This window comes from Streptomyces sp. NK08204 (assembly GCF_020400585.1).
Lineage (GTDB): Bacteria > Actinomycetota > Actinomycetes > Streptomycetales > Streptomycetaceae > Streptomyces.
This window is the reverse complement of record NZ_JAINVF010000001.1, coordinates 389287-404187: the sequence shown is the minus strand read 5'-3', so window position 1 is coordinate 404187 and position 14901 is coordinate 389287. Positions and strand designations below refer to the sequence as shown.

Here is a 14901-nt window from a genome sequence, read left to right as displayed (position 1 = left end):
TGACTACCGGTCAGGCGGCAGCCTTGTGTTCGGCCACGACAGCCTGCACGCGCTCCAGGACGTCGGTCAGCTGGGCGACGACCTCGGCGTCGTCGGCCGGGTGGGTCTGGGCGAAGCGGGCCATGGAACCCGGGATGGACAGCTTGATGTCCTCGATCGGCTTGCCGCCGCCGATACCCACGGACTTGCGGGTCTCGTCCTGCGCCCACACGCCGCCGTACTGGCCCATGGAGGTGCCGATCACGACGACCGGCTTCCCGCCGAAGGACGGGGCGCCGTACGGGCGGGACAGCCAGTCGATGGCGCTCTTCAGGGCGGCCGGGATGGTGCCGTTGTGCTCAGGGGTGAAGATCAGGAACCCGTCGGCGGCCTGCGCGGCGTCGCGCAGCTTCTGCGCGGCCTCGGGGACGGCGCCCTCCACGTCGAGGTCCGGGTTGAAGAGGGGGACGTCGGCCAGCCCCTCGAAGAGCACGAGTTCGGTGCCCTCCGGAGCGAGCTTGAGGGCCGCCTCGGCGAGCTGGCGGTTGTGCGAGCCGGCGCGGATGGCGCCGACGATACCGAGGATGCGAACAGACATGGGAACTCCAAAGGGCTGATACATCGCTGTGCACGACCGGACCAAGGTCCGGTTATTTGTACCAACAAAAACGGACCACGGTCCAGTTACGCCGGTGATGCTTTACGCTGGCTTCATGTCCGGTCCACTGCCGCCTGCCCCGTCCGACCACAGGCCCCTGGACGCGCCGCAACTGCTCTCGATAGGCACCGGCGCGGACGAGCCGTGCCTGCGCGCGGACGCCGCCCGCAACCGGGCCCGGCTGCTGGAGGCCGCCTCCCGGCTGATCGCGGAACACGGGGTGGCCGGGGTCACGATGGAGGCGGTGGCCGCCGCCGCCCACGTGGGCAAGGGCACCGTTTTCCGCCGCTTCGGCGACCGCACCGGGCTGCTGACGGCGCTGCTGGACCATTCGGCGCGCAGGCTCCAGGCGGACTTCCTCGAGGGGCCGCCGCCCCTGGGCCCCGGGGCACCGCCCCTGGACCGGCTGCGCGCCTTCGGCGTGGCGGTGCTCTACCGCTCGGTCGAGCAGCTCGACCTGCAGCTGGCGGCCCAGGCGGAACCGGCCCGCAGGCTCTCGCACTCCGCGGTGCAGGCGCTGCGCACGCACGTCATGGTGCTGCTGCGGCAGATCCTGCCGGACGCCGACTGCGAACTCCTCGCCTACACCCTGCTCGCTTATCTCGACCCCGCTCTGATCCACCACCTGACCAGACAACGCGGGGTACCGATGGAACGGCTCGAGGAAGGCTGGATCGACCTCGTCGCCCGCGTGACGCGCACCGAGCCGCCCTGCTGACGCCCGCTCGGCCGACAGGGTGGCGGGGCGCGCGACGGCCTGTGCGAGGCGCGCTTCGGTGGAGCGCGAAGGCGCGCTTTGGTTGAGTGTGGAACGACGTTCCCCCGCCAGAGCCCGGCCCCCGCCCCTCTGCCAGACTGCCGTCCGTCATGGTGCAGATGCCGAACACGCCCACGAGCGCGGACGTTGCCCGCCTGGCCGGGGTATCCCGCGCGACCGTCTCCTACGTCCTCAACAACACGTCAGCCGTTCGGATCAGCGAACCGACCCGCCGCCGCGTCCACGAGGCAGCCCGGGAACTGGGGTACGTGCCGCACGCGGGCGCCCGCAGTCTGCGTGCCGGGCACAGCCGGCTGGTCCTGATGCCCGCGCCGGCCTTCCCGGTCGGTCCGCTCTACAGCCGGTTCCTGGGCGAACTCCAGTGGGCCCTCGGCCGGCTCGACTACACGGTCGTGCAGTACGGCACCGTCGGCCTGCAGGGCGACGATGCGGCCCGCGCCTGGGCCGAGTTGCGGCCGGTCGCGGTCCTCGTGCCGGGCGCCGGGCTCGGCCCACGGGGCGTGGCGGTGCTCAAACGGGCCGGGGCGCGGGCCGTGGTCACCCTCGGCCCCGAGCGCGTGGAGGGTGCGCACGCCCTGCTCATGGATCACGACGCGGTCGGCCACTGTGCCGGCGCCCACCTGTACGCCCGGGGCCGGCGCAGTATCGGTGTCCTGGTGCCCGCGGAGTCCGGTCTGGAGTCCTTCTCCGGGCCCCGGCTGGCGGGTGTGCGCCACGCGCTGCGCGGCACCGACGCGACCGTGACCGCGCTGCCGCTCGCCTGCACCGAGCGGGCGGCAGCCGCGCTCGCCGCCCGCTGGGCCGGGTCGGGGCTGGACGCGGTGTTCGCGTACAACGACGAGTACGCGATGCTGCTCATGCGGGCCCTGCAGGACGAAGGGCTGCGCATACCCGACGATGTCGCCGTGATCGGCGCCGACGACCTGATGCTCGGCCGGCTGCTGCGGCCCCGGCTGAGCACGGTCCGCATCGAGTTGCCCTCGGGGCGCGACCTCGCGGAACTGGTCGACCGGGCCGTACGCGACCCCGGCGGCGAGCCGGAGGTGCGCAAGGTGCTCGGGGCGTCGCTGGTCCAGCGCGAATCCAGCTGACCGGCGACACCGGAAGCTCTCCGCCCGGCGGCTTCCGGCCCGGCGCCCTACTCGGCCTGCTGGGCGGCGATGCTCGCGCGCACCTTGTCCATGTCCAGCTGCCGGGCCTGCCCGATCACATCCGCCAGTGCGGCCTCCGGCAGCGCGCCGGGCTGGGCGAACACGGCGACCTGGTCCCGGACGATCATCAGGGTGGGGATCGACTGGATGCCGAAGGCCGCGGCCAGCTCCGGCTGCGCCTCCGTGTCGACCTTGCCGAACACCAGGTCGGGGTTGTCCTGGGCGGCCTTCTCGTACACCGGGGCGAAGTGACGGCAGGGCCCGCACCAGGCCGCCCAGAAGTCGATGAGAACGAAGTCGTTCTCCGTGACCGTCTGGTCGAAGTTCTCCTTGGTCAGCTCCATGGTGCTGCTCATGGCGTATTCCCTCATTCCTGGTCTGCGGCGAGCCGTCGCGTCAACACGGCCACCGTGGCACGTATTCCGCGCCATACCCGTGTGGCCCCCGCACACACCACCCACCAGACTGACCCCATGACGGAAACGACGGGAACCACGGGAACCACGGGAACCACGGAAACGACGGGAACGGCGGGAACGACGGGATCCGACTCCATCGCGTACGACGTCGTGGTGATCGGGGCCGGACCGGTGGGGGAGAACGTCGCCGACCGCACCCGCGCGGCGGGCCTGACCACCGCCGTGGTGGAGAGCGAACTGGTCGGCGGCGAGTGTTCGTACTGGGCGTGCATGCCCAGCAAGGCGCTGCTGCGGCCGGTCATCGCCCAGGCGGACGCCCGCCGCCTGCCCGGTCTCGCCCACGCGGTCCGGGGTGCCCTCGACACGCAGGCCGTGCTCGCCCGCCGGGACACGTACGCCGCGCACTGGGAGGACGGCGGCCAGGTCGGCTGGCTGGACGGCATCGGCGCCGACCTGTACCGGGGGCACGGCCGCCTCGCCGGTCCCCGCACGGTCACCGTGACCGGCCCCGACGGCGCTGTCGTGACCCTCACCGCCCGGCATGCGGTCGCCGTGTGCACCGGCACCCGCGCCCAGCTGCCCGACCTGCCCGGCCTCGCCGAGGTACGGCCGTGGACCAGCCGCGAGGCCACCAGCGCCAAGTCCGCCCCGGCCCGGCTGATCATCGTCGGCGGCGGTGTCGTCGCCACCGAGATGGCCACCGCCTGGCAGGCCCTCGGCTCGCGGGTCACCGTCCTGGTGCGGGGCAAGGGACTGCTGGGCCGCATGGAGCCGTTCGCGGGGGAACTGGTCGCCGAGGCGCTCACCGAGGCGGGCGCCGACCTGCGCACCGGCACCTCCGTGGCCTCCGTCAGCCGGGAGAACGGCACCGTCGTCGCCGTCACGGACACCGGCGAGCGCTTCGAGGCCGACGAGATCCTCTTCGCCACCGGCCGGGCACCGCGCACCGACGACATCGGCCTCGACACCGTCGGCCTGGAACCCGGCTCCTGGCTCGACGTGGACGACAGCCTGCGCGTCACCGGCACCGACTGGCTGTACGCGGTCGGGGATGTCAACCACCGGGCCCTGCTCACCCACGAGGGCAAGTACCAGGCCCGGATCGCGGGCGCCGCGATCGGCGCACGCGCCGCCGGTGGGCCCCTCCTGGACGAGCCGTGGGGGGCGCATGCGGCCACCGCCGACCACGACGCCGTACCTCAGGTCGTCTTCACCGACCCCGAGGCCGCCGCCGTCGGCCTCTCCCTCGCCGAGGCGGAACGGGCCGGGCACCGGGTCCGCCCCGTCGACGTCGCGTTCTCCTCGGTCGCGGGCGCCGGCCTGTACGCCGAGGGCTACAAGGGCCGCGCCCGCATGGTCGTGGACCTGGAGGAGGAGATCCTGCGCGGCGTCACGTTCGTCGGCCCCGGTGTCGGCGAGCTGATCCACTCCGCGACCGTCGCCGTGGTCGGGCGGGTCCCGGTCAGCCGTCTGTGGCACGCGGTCCCGTCGTATCCGACCGTCAGCGAGGTGTGGCTTCGGCTGCTGGAGGCGTACCGGGACAGCTGAGCGGGTCTTGCGCGGTCCGGGTCACGGCAGCTCGAAACCCAGCTCCTGGGCGGCCTGCTCGGGCGTCGGCTGCGCCCACAGGGCCGCCACCGCCTCGCTCGTGGACAGGGAGCGCGGCTCGGCGCGGTCGAGGTAGAGGGTGCCGTCGAGATGGTCCGTCTCGTGCTGGACGATGCGTGCGGGCCAGCCGGTGACCACCTCGTCCAGCGCGCGCCCGTGCTCGTCCTCGCAGCGCAGCCGCACCTGGGCGGGCCGGGCGACCACCGCCTGCCAGCCCGGCACGCTCAGGCAGCCCTCGAAGAACGCGGCCCGCGCGGTGCCCACCGGTTCGTAGGACGGGTTGACCAGCACACGGAACGGCTGAGGCACCCGGCCCCGGGCCACCGCGATCTCGGGCGGCACCGGCGCCGGGTCCTCGACGACCGCGATCCGCAGCTCCACGCCGACCTGGGGTGCGGCCAGGCCCACGCCGGGTGCCGCGTGCATCGTGAGGCGCAGCGCCTCGATGAAACGGGCCAGCAGGGCGGGGCCGAGCTGTCCGTCGTACGGCTCGGCCCCGCGCCGCAGGACAGGCTTCCCGGCCGCCACGATGGGCAGGGGGCCGCCGGCGGCGAGGAGTTCCTCGACCCGCACGGCAAGGCGGGCGCGATCGCTGGGGGTCGACATCAGGCCAGGATGCCATGGGCAACGCCGGGGACGGCCATGACCACGGCGGTCCGTGCCCCACTCCCACGGGCCGCTCCTCTCACTCCCCGGGCCGTTGTGGCGGGAACTCACCCGTGAGCGCGGCGGCGATGCGCAGATGCGCCTCCGCCTCCTCGTGCCGCGCCTGCCGCTGGAGGGTGCGGCCCAGCATCAGCCGGGCGTAGTGCTCCACCGGGTCGCGCTCCACGATGAGCCGCAGCTCGGCCTCGGCGCGGCGCAGCTGGGCCGAGTGGTAGTAGGCGCGGGCCAGCAGCAGCCGGGGCCCGGTCTGCTCCGGCACCTCCGCCACCAGAGCCGCCAGCACGCGCGCCGCGCCCGCGTAGTCCTTGGCGTCGAAGAACCGCTGGGCACGTTCCCAGCGCTCGGCGGGAGTCCCGTGGTCGTAGTACGTCGTGTCCACTCCTGACCTCCTTCGCCGGGCTCAACCCGAGGAGGTCGTTGAATATTCCACCACCTGGGTGCTGTCGGTGCCGGCCGGCCTCGACAGCACCGCCGGTGGCCTCGGTCAGGCGATCTTCTTGAGCAGTTCCGCGGCAACGGGTGCGGAGGACGCCGGGTTCTGTCCGGTGACCAGGTTCCGGTCGACGACGACGTTCGGCGCCCACGGCTCGCCCGCCCGGACGTTCACCCCGGCCTCGGTGAGACGGTCCTGGAGCAGCCACTTCGCCTTGTCGGCGAACCCCGCCTGGGACTCCTCGGCGTTCGTGAACGCGGCCACGTCGTAGCCCTCGAACGCGTTGGTGCCGTCGGTCCGGGTGGCGGCGAGCAGGGCGGCCGATGCGTGGCAGACCACGCCGAGGGGCGTGCCCGAGTCCAGGGCGAGGGTGAGCAGCCTGCCGGAGTGGGCGTCGACGGCGAGGTCCTCCATCGGGCCGTGGCCGCCGGGGTAGAAGACGGCGGCGTAGTCATCGAGGCTGACGTCCTCCAGCTTCACCGGCGAGCGCAGCTCGGCCATCGAGGCGAGCACGCCGGCGATCCGGTCGGCGTTCTCCTGGCCGCCGTTCACCTCGGGGGCGAGGCTGCTGCTGTCGACGGTGGGGACGACGCCGGCGGGGGTGGCGACGACGATCTCGTACCCGGCCGCCCTGAAGGCCTCGTACGGAGCGACGGCCTCCTCGGCCCAGAAGCCGGTGGGGTGCTGGGTGCCGTCGGCCAGCGTCCACTGGTCGACGCCGGTCATCACGAAAAGGATCTTCGACATGGGGTGTTCATCTCCGGGGGACGGATCGGCGTACTGCGTCCGAGGTGTCGGATCGGGTGATGTGCTCGAAGGTAGGCCGTGCGATCAGCGGTGACCAATGACGGAACCAATGCCTGTCATAGGAAGTTCCATCGGTCCCGGGCCATGGCCGCCCCTGAGCGAGCCCCCGGGCAGGTATCAGGATGTTCTAGGCTCGAGGGCGTGAGCCATAGCGATACGGATGGCCCGGGGAGGGACTCCACCCCGCCCGACCTCAACCTCCTGCGCACCTTCCTCGCCGTGTACCGCTTCGGTTCCTTCACGGCGGCAGCTCACGCCCTCGGTCTGTCACAGCCCACGGTCACCACACAGATCCGCAACCTTGAGCGCCAGACGCGGCGCGAGCTGTTCGAGAGGCTGCCCCGCGGTGTCGCCCCCACCCCGGTCGCCGACGAACTGGCCGCACGTGTCGCGGCGCCGCTGGACGCGCTCGCCGGCGCGGTGGGGCGTGGTCCGGCCGAGGGGGCGCGCCGCGAACCCGTGCACCTGGCCGGACCCGCGGAGATGCTGGCGACCTTCGTACTGCCCGTGCTGGGTCCGCTCGTCGCCGAGGGGCTGCGGCTGCGGGTGACCCCGGGCCTGACCGATCCGCTGCTGGACGAGCTGCGGGCGGGGCGCTACGACCTGGTCATCTCCACCACCCGCCCCCGGGGCCGCTCCCTGGCCTGGGTGCCCTTCGCGGACGAGGAGTTCGTCCTGGTCGCCGCGCCGGTGTGGGCGGACCGCATCAGGGAGCCGCTGGCCGCCGAGGGGCCCGGGGTGCTGCACACCGTGCCCCTCGTCTCGTACGCGCAGGACCTGCCGATCGTGCGGCGCTACTGGCGCCACGTCTTCGGCAAACGGCTGACCTGCCACGCCGCGGTCACCGTGCCGGACCTGCGGGCGGTCGTGTCGACACTCGTCGGAGGCGGCGGCTTCAGCGTCCTGCCCCGCTACCTGTGCGCCGGCGAACTGGCCCGCGGCGCACTGGTCCTGCTGCACGACCCCGAGGACCCGCCGATCAACACCGGTTACCTCGTGCAGCGCCCGGGCGTCTGTACGAACCCGGACGTCGACCGCGTACGCGACCGTCTGGTGGAGGCCGCCAAGGACCTCCACTGACGACGGGTCAGGCCCGGGCGCCAGGTCCCGTGGCGGGCCCGGTCCTGGGGGTGCCACGGGTCCTGCGCGCATGCGGTCCGTGGTGGCCGTAGCGGGTCGTGCCGGCCATCAGGGCCAGGCCCAGGCAGAAGAGCAGTGCCAGGGCGAGGCCGGAGCAGAACACCCCGAGCGGGCTGAGGGTGGCGATGTGGTGGCCGAGCACCGACACCGCGTAGTCCGGTCCGCCGGACAGGTTGTCGGCGATCACCAGGCCGGTGAAGGCGCCGGTCAGCATGAGCAGGAGCAGTCCCAGGAACAGCATCCGATTCATCTCCTCGTCAGGACGTCGTCGGCAGACCGTCCTTCCGGCCCGAGTACCTGAGTACGGGGCGGCCTACACGGCGCCCGGGTCACCGCACCTTCTCCCAGCAGATCGCCTCGTCAGCGGCGCGCAGTACCGGCATGACCTGGTCGGCGCCGAGGGACAGCGGCAGGGGGTAGCGCGGGCGGACCCTGCCGACCGCCCGGTGTGCGCGGACCAGGCTGGCGAAGTCACGGGGGTGGGCGGCGGCATCCGCGCCGGCCAGGACCCCGATCTTGCGGGCGCGGGCCGCCGTGCGCTGCCATGCCCAGGCGTCGGCCAGACCGATGGACTGCGTGCCGTGGTTGAACAGGACGATGCGGATCTCGTCGTACGGATCCGTGGCGTCGAGGTAGGCCTCGAGGCCCGCGCGGAAGGTCTCGGTGCCGAAGACGGTCCAGTACGGCACCGAGCCCGTGCGCAGCGCCTGCCAGGGTTCGAGGAGGAGGAACGACTCCACCAGGAGGCGGTCCGTGGGCAGGCCGAGGTCGGCGTACCACGCGCGGTGCAGGCCGGCGACGGCGGGGCTGAGGCGTTGCGGCGTGTCGAAACGCAGGACGTCCAGGCGGAGTTTCTCCTGCTCGGCGAAGGCGGCCATGTCGTCGAGCAGGGCGGGTTGCATCCCCCACTCCGCCTCGGGGCTCTCCCCGTCGGGGACGGGCGGGTCCCAGCGGCGCAGCGGGGAACCGTAGCGGGCGAGCAGGCCGGCCACGCGCGGTCCGCCCCGGTGGTACTCCTCGGGCGTGGCGTCGCCGAGGGCGCCGAACTGGAAGAGGTACCGGTCGTCGACGGTGGTGGTCGGCCACGTCAGTGTGCAGTCGACGGCGACGAGCAGGCCGCCCGGAGCAAGACGCTCGCGGACGAAACGGCGGTACGCCGGCGGCAGGCGGCGCCACTTGACCCGGAAGCAGGTCATGCCGGCGATCATGAGACGGTCCTGGTTGGGGTCGTGCATGTGGTGCAGGACGAGGTCCGGGTTGGCCGCGAGCAGCGCTCGGCCGGCCCCGCCGACGGCGGCCAGGTCGCCGCGCGGGTCGTCCGGAACGACGCCGCGGCGGCGCACGGGCAGCAGCAGCGTCTGCGGCAGCCACGCCGCGTCGAGGGCCGCCGCCAGATGGACGAGGGCACCGTTGGCGGACCCGATGAAGATGACCGGATAACGGCGCTCGGGGTAGTGGCCGGTGATCCACTCGGCGAGCGCCTGCGAGCGCACGTTGCCGACCCGGCCCGCCGGGACGGCCTCGGCCCAGCCGCCCATGCTGTACGCCCGCTCCTGGACGGTGGCCGGCAGCCTGTTCAGGAGGCCGAGCAGACCGGACACCGGCGCCTGCGCCGCAGCCGGAAGCATGCCGAGGGACGGGGCGTCCCGCCCCGCGAGGAATCGGGACAGCGCGCGCAGCATCCCGGTGGCCGAGTCGAACGAGGCGACCGCCCTGGACGCCCTCATGCCGCCGGCCCCCGCGTCCGAGGCGGGTCGCCGTCCGGCGCGACGGCACCCGCAATCTCCTGGTCGAGGAAATCGCCGACGAGAACCGCCAGCTCATAGGGCCGCCGATACGGCACCATGTGGCCGGCCCCCGGCACGACGACCAGCCTGCCCGAGGGCAGCAGTCGTGTGACCTCCTCCGCCCACTCCTGGGAGACCAGCCGGTCCCGGGCGCCACGGACCACCAGGACGGGTGTGCGGACGTGCGGCAGCTTGTCCTCGATGCGGTCGCGCAGCGACTCGGCGAACGCGCTCACGACGCGCCGCGGCCCCGCGTCGCGGTAGTCGGCGAGATTCAGCGGCGCCATCGAGAGCCGTTCCTGGGGCGCGTTGCGGATCCAGCGCAGCAGCTGCCGGAAGAAGCCACGGGCGGCGGGATCGACGGTCGGCCCCACCAGCACCAGTCCGGCGATGCGGTCCGGATGCCGTACCGCCGCGTCGACGGCCACCTGACAGCCGAAGGAGCCACCGAGCAGCACCACGTGGTCCAGGCCGACGGCCGTCAGCCAGCCGGTCAGCGCCTCGGCGAGCGCCCGCAGTCCCAGCGGGCGCACCGGGCCGGCACTGGCACCGAACCCCGGCAGATCGACGGACCACGCGTCGTGGTGACGGCCCAGCGCGTCCAGGAACGGCTGGAACTCCCGGCTGGAGAACCCGGCCCCGTGGACGCAGACCACCGACGGTGCGCGGCCGGCATGGTGCCAGGCCGCCACCGGCCGGCCGTTCACCGCCTGAGTGATCCGCGACATGGCCACCTCACGAGCCTGCTTCAGCTCGCGGTCGGCGGGTCGGTCCGCCCCGGCGGGTGATCGATCCCCGGGTACGGGTCCCGGATCCCGTCCGCCCCGTTCTCCAGGACCGCGTACATCTCGGCTCCGCTCGGAAGGTGTACCGGGCCTTTTCAGTAGGGTCTCAATTCCCCGGAACCGTCTCAACCGCGGTGGCGGCCGGGCACCCTCTCAGGACGTCCGCTCACGCAGCCCGGCGGTGAACGAGGAGAAATCCGGGATCCGCGTGCGGACGCGCGCGACCAGCGGCGGCAGGAACGGTGACAGCGCCGTCGCCCCGGCCGCGGCGGACAGCGCGATCGTCCAGGCGACCGGGCCGAGGGGCGTACAGCCGAAGAACTGGCTCAGCAGCGGCGTCTGGACGACGGCCGCCAACGCGGCCAGGGAGCCGAGCGAGGAGCCGGCGATCGCCTTGCTGCGGCCCCCGACCAGGAGGGTCTGGCCGAGCTGAGCGCCGACGAGCGCGACCAGGGCGACGGTACGGGCGCGGGCGGCCCGGCCGGTGAACCGCGCGGCGAGCCAGCCCGCCGTGGCGCCCAGGGCCGTGGTCGCCGCACGGCACACCATCTCCTCGGTCAGCGCCGTGCCGAGCGAGACCTCGGGTCCCTCGCGGAGCATGCGCTCGGCGGCCTCCGGCCGCGGCGGGCGCAGGGCGACGGCCATGGCCGGGGCCAGGTCGGTGAAGAGATTCACCAGCAGCAGCTGGCGGGCCGTCAGGGGCGAGGACCCGGTGGCAGCCGCACCGAGGAGGGTGAAGGCGATCTCACCGAGATTGCCGCCGACCAGGATCGCCAGGGCCTGCCGTACCGAGGCCCACATCGCGCGGCCCTCCACGAGGGTGGCGAGCACCGTCTCCAGCCGGTCGTCCGTGACGACGAGGTCCGCCGCCGCACGAGCGGCGGGAGTGGCCCGGCTGCCGAACGCGATCCCGATGTCCGCGAGCCGGATGGCGGGCGCGTCGTTGGCGCCGTCCCCGGTCATCGCCACCGTACGGCCGAGGCGCTGGAACGCCCGCACCACGCGGACCTTGTGCACGGGGGTGCCGCGGGCGACGACACCGACGTCGGGCAGCAGCCGGTCCAGGGCGCGGTCGTCCAGGTCGTCGAGCTCCGCTCCGGTCACCACCCGCCGGCCGTCCAGGACGCCCAGTTCGCGGGCCATCGACTCGGCGGTCCCCGGATGGTCCCCGGTGATCATCACGATGTGCACGCCGGCGTCAGCGAGCCGCCGCACCGCGTCGCGGGCGGTGCCGCGCACCCGGTCGGCGAACGCCAGGAAACCGAGGAAGTCCAGGCCGCCCACCGTCTCGTCGGTGAGGGTGCCGCCGGGCGCGTCCCGCAGTTCGGCGACCGCGAGGATCCGGTGGCCCTTCGCGGCGAGCTCCTCGCCCGCCGCGAGGACGGCCCTCCTGCCCTCGCGGTCCAGGTGCCGGCCCCCGCGGGTGGCGCAGCGCCCCACCACCTCCTCCGGTGCCCCCTTCACCGACAGGATCCGCTGCTCGCCGCAGCGGCCCAGCGTCGCGTGGAAGCCACGGCTGGGTTCGAACGGCAGGCCGGAGGTGCGCAGCCAGCCCTCCGCGGCCGTGGTGCGGTCCACCTGCGCTTCCTTCGCGCCGTCGGTGACCGCGCCATCGGTGGCGTGTTCCAGTTCCCCGCCGTTGTGCGGGCGGGGTGTCGCGCGCAGCGCCGCGGCGAGGACGGCCCGCTGCTCGTCCCCGAGCTGTTCCAGGGGCCTGCTGTGACCGTCGGCGGCGACGGCGACGAGGGAGATCCGCCCGTGCGTGAGCGTTCCCGTCTTGTCGAAGCACAGGACGTCGGTACGGCCGGCCGCCTCGATGGTACGGGGATGCCTGAGCAGGGCCCCACGCGCCGAAAGCCGTCTGGCGGAGGCGAGCTGGGCGGCCGAGACCAGGAACGGCAGTCCCTCGGGCACGCTGGCCACGGCCAGCCCGACACCCGCTCCGACCGTGTCCCGGGTGGGGCGTCCGCGCAGCATGCCCGCCGCGACCACGGCGGCGGCCGAACCGAGCGCCACCGGCAGCGTCGTACGGCTGATCCGGGCCAGCCGGCGTTCGACGCCGGCGGAGGGCGCGGTGTCCTGTCCGTCCGCCGCGGCACGGCCCGCCTCGGTGGCCGTGCCGGTCGCGACGACGACCGCCCGGCCGCGCCCGGCCGCCACGGTGGTGCCCTCGTAGACCATGGACGTGCGGTCCCCGAGGTCCGAGGCCAGCACGGGTGCCACGCTCTTGGCCACCGGCAGCGACTCGCCGGTCAGCGCGGACTCGTCGACCTCCAGGTGGTGCGCCTCCAGCAGACGGCCGTCGGCCGGCACCACGGCCCCCGGGTTCAGGTGCACCACGTCGCCCACGGCCAGTTCCCCGGCGGGGGCCGTGGTCTCCTGCCCGTCCCGCACCACGTTGGCCATCACGGCCGACTCGCGCCGCAGCTGGGCGACCGCGCGGTCGGTCCGGTAGCGCTGGAAGCCGCCGAAGAACCCCGACAGCGCGGTGACCGCCACGATGACGACGGCGTCGAGCACGGCGCCCACCGACGCCGACATCGCCGCCCCGGCGCCGAGGACAGGCGTCAGCGGGTTGGCCATCTCGGACAGGTAGGCCCGGCCGAGCGAGGTCCCCGGCGCCGGTTCGCCGTCGGTCGTGGCCCGCGCCCGCGCCTCCTCGGCCGTGAGGCCCGCCTCGCTGCCACCGGCCCTGGCGAGCACGGTCGCCGGGTCCATGGCATGCCACGGGTGCTGCGGGGTGGGCAGCGGCGGCGGCTTCCGCAGCAGCCGTACCGCCGCCCAGACACCGGCCGCGGTGCCCAGTGCCGCCGCCGCGTTGAACGCCGTCACGCCCCGGGCGGCCGGGCGTCGTACCCGGCCCGCCAGCTCCGCCGTCGCGCCGACCGCGGCGGCGGCCTGGGCGAGCCGCACGCCCGCACGCGCGGTCTCCCGGGCGGTGCGGCAGGCGCTCACGATCACCACGGCCGACGCGGGATCGCCGTCGAGGTACAGATCCGCGCCCCAGGGCGGTGTGCCCCGCGGGCCGGCGAGACCCACGCCGACATCGGCCGCCCGGAGCGCGCGCCGGTCGTGCGAGAGCAGCAGCACGCCGTCGCCGTCGCGCTGCAGGGCCCGTACCGAATCCAGCAGCCGCTCACCGCCCGCACGGACCGCGTCGGCCCCCCGTACGGACACGTCGGCGGTGTGGCTTCCGGCGGCCACGACCTTGAGCCCGGCCGCGTGTGCGGCAGGGACGAAGGCGCCGGCCGCCTCGTGCATCTCGGGCAGCACGGAGATCACGGCGAGCAGCTGCTGTCCGTGCGCCAGGCCCAGCACCAGCCCCGCACCCTCCCGCCGCAGCCGCTCCCGGGCCCGCTCGCCCGTGGGCCCCTGCAGGCTCAGGCGTTCGACCGGCCCCAGCACCCACTCCCCGTCCCGCTGCACGCGTTCCGGCGCGGAGCCGTCGAAGAGCCGGTGGGCGGTCGCGGCGAGCTCGCCGGCGGGCACGTCGTCGTCGAGGGCGACCAGATCGGCCGGCCGATGCGACCCGGTGCCCAGCACGTCCGTGTCCACCAGCACGGTGCCGATCCGGTCCAGCCTGCGCAGCGCCCCGGGGTCGGCCACGACGACCCCCCGGCGGGCCAGGCCCCGGCCGAAGACGCAGGCAAAGCCCTCACGAGCCAGCAGCGGCGCCTTCGGGATGGCCGCCAGCGCCGCGCCGACGGCCCGCCCGGGGCGCCGGGTCAGCAGCAGCGACCCGGCGAACGACGCCGCCGCCACGGCGGGGGCCCGGTCGGCGTAGCGCTCGATCGGGCCCTGCTTCAGCGGCACCTCGCGGGCAGGCGGCTCGGGCGCCGCGCGGTGGGCCCCGGCCTCGGCGCTGCCCGTCAGGCGTGGCTCGGCCGCCGTCCAGGCGTCGGCCTCCGCGTCGGCCTCCATCATGCGCAGGCCGTGCCGCAGCGTGTCCACGCCGACGCCGACGAGCCCGCCGGAGCCCGCCTGGCTCAGCGCGCCGAGCGAGGCCAGGAGCATTCCGGCGTTGTCGGCGCCGCCGACCGCCTGATCCAGCCGCTGCCGCAAGCGTGGGTGGGCGTCGACGAGCGGGATGAGCGCGGCGATGCCCGCGGGGATGGGGGCGCGGCGCGTCAGACCGGTCAGCGCCGCCAGGGGAGCGGCTGCCAGGTGCAGGGCCATGGCGAAGCCGGAACGGCGGACCGTCCCGTCCGCCACGGGATGTTCGGGCAGCGGATGGGTGACGCCGTGGGCCTCCTCGACCGCCTCGACCGCCTCGACGAGGGTGTCCGCGATCGTCTCGGACTCGAAGGCGCCCGCGGCGCCGACGACGGCATGGCCGAGCACGGTGTTCACCACCGCCCACTCAACCGCGGGCAGCTCGGACAGGCGCCGCTCGACCTCCTCGGCCAGCTTGTCCGCCGCGGACTCCGGAAGGTCGCCCGGGCGCAGACCCCGCACGGCGACATGCGCGCGCCGGCCGAAGAAGCGGACGCGTGAACGGGCCTCGTCCTCCAGCGCACCGGCCGCACGGCCCACCGCGGCCCGCAGCAGTCCGCGTCCCGGCAGTGCCACAGCGCATCACCAGCTTCCTTCGGTCCGGCCCGGGCTCCCTGCGCACGGTCGGCCGGCATCCGGGTTTCCACGGCAACGCTTTCCACGCGCACACGCCACCGGAAACGCGCGAGAATTGAGG

13 protein-coding genes are annotated in these 14901 nt (G+C 74.2%); 4 read left to right on the top strand and 9 right to left on the bottom strand.

Translation table 11 applies throughout. The features are described from left to right. Window positions 1-10 precede the first annotated feature (10 nt). A complete protein-coding gene (locus K7G59_RS01745) occupies window positions 11-577 on the bottom strand; it encodes an NAD(P)H-dependent oxidoreductase (RefSeq protein WP_225829971.1) in 567 nt (188 codons plus the stop codon). A 97-nt stretch (window positions 578-674) separates the two neighbouring features. Between K7G59_RS01745 and K7G59_RS01740 the strand changes: the two genes are divergently transcribed. After that, a complete protein-coding gene (locus K7G59_RS01740) occupies window positions 675-1355 on the top strand; it encodes a TetR/AcrR family transcriptional regulator (RefSeq protein WP_225830247.1) in 681 nt (226 codons plus the stop codon). 149 nt (window positions 1356-1504) lie between these two features. Next, a complete protein-coding gene (locus tag K7G59_RS01735; protein WP_225829970.1) occupies window positions 1505-2506 on the top strand; it encodes a LacI family DNA-binding transcriptional regulator in 1002 nt (333 codons plus the stop codon). Window positions 2507-2553: 47 nt separating this feature from the next. On the opposite strand, the gene trxA is transcribed toward K7G59_RS01735, so the two are convergent. Beyond that, window positions 2554-2922 (bottom strand): thioredoxin, encoded by a 369-nt coding sequence (trxA, locus tag K7G59_RS01730; RefSeq protein ID WP_225829969.1) that lies wholly within the window; start codon window positions 2920-2922, stop codon window positions 2554-2556. Window positions 2923-3039: 117 nt separating this feature from the next. On the opposite strand from trxA, the gene K7G59_RS01725 reads away from it, so the two are divergent. After that, complete coding sequence (locus K7G59_RS01725; RefSeq protein WP_225829968.1) at window positions 3040-4533, top strand: NAD(P)/FAD-dependent oxidoreductase; 1494 nt, start codon at window positions 3040-3042, stop codon at window positions 4531-4533. A 21-nt stretch (window positions 4534-4554) separates the two neighbouring features. On the opposite strand, the gene K7G59_RS01720 is transcribed toward K7G59_RS01725, so the two are convergent. The 3 genes from K7G59_RS01720 to K7G59_RS01710 all read right to left on the bottom strand — a co-directional run bounded on the left by K7G59_RS01720 (window position 4555) and on the right by K7G59_RS01710 (window position 6439). Beyond that, complete coding sequence (locus K7G59_RS01720; RefSeq protein ID WP_225829967.1) at window positions 4555-5199, bottom strand: peptide deformylase; 645 nt, start codon at window positions 5197-5199, stop codon at window positions 4555-4557. Between the two features lie 79 nt (window positions 5200-5278). Next, complete coding sequence (locus tag K7G59_RS01715; protein ID WP_225829966.1) at window positions 5279-5638, bottom strand: tetratricopeptide repeat protein; 360 nt, start codon at window positions 5636-5638, stop codon at window positions 5279-5281. 105 nt (window positions 5639-5743) lie between these two features. Further along, the gene (locus tag K7G59_RS01710) at window positions 5744-6439 is read right to left on the bottom strand and encodes a type 1 glutamine amidotransferase domain-containing protein (protein WP_225829965.1); all 696 of its coding nucleotides are present in this window, start codon (window positions 6437-6439) and stop codon (window positions 5744-5746) included. A 201-nt stretch (window positions 6440-6640) separates the two neighbouring features. On the opposite strand from K7G59_RS01710, the gene K7G59_RS01705 reads away from it, so the two are divergent. After that, a complete protein-coding gene (locus K7G59_RS01705) occupies window positions 6641-7579 on the top strand; it encodes a LysR family transcriptional regulator (protein WP_225829964.1) in 939 nt (312 codons plus the stop codon). Window positions 7580-7586: 7 nt separating this feature from the next. On the opposite strand, the gene K7G59_RS01700 is transcribed toward K7G59_RS01705, so the two are convergent. The 4 genes from K7G59_RS01700 to K7G59_RS01685 all read right to left on the bottom strand — a co-directional run bounded on the left by K7G59_RS01700 (window position 7587) and on the right by K7G59_RS01685 (window position 14780). After that, complete coding sequence (locus tag K7G59_RS01700; RefSeq protein ID WP_225829963.1) at window positions 7587-7880, bottom strand: hypothetical protein; 294 nt, start codon at window positions 7878-7880, stop codon at window positions 7587-7589. Between the two features lie 88 nt (window positions 7881-7968). Further along, complete coding sequence (locus tag K7G59_RS01695; protein ID WP_225829962.1) at window positions 7969-9366, bottom strand: hypothetical protein; 1398 nt, start codon at window positions 9364-9366, stop codon at window positions 7969-7971. After that, window positions 9363-10154, bottom strand: a complete 792-nt coding sequence (locus K7G59_RS01690; protein ID WP_225829961.1) for an alpha/beta fold hydrolase — start codon at window positions 10152-10154, stop codon at window positions 9363-9365. Before K7G59_RS01690 ends, K7G59_RS01695 begins: the two co-directional genes overlap by 4 nt. A gap of 210 nt (window positions 10155-10364) precedes the next feature. Further along, the gene (locus tag K7G59_RS01685; RefSeq protein WP_225829960.1) at window positions 10365-14780 is read right to left on the bottom strand and encodes a cation-translocating P-type ATPase; all 4416 of its coding nucleotides are present in this window, start codon (window positions 14778-14780) and stop codon (window positions 10365-10367) included. Window positions 14781-14901: the final 121 nt, after the last annotated feature.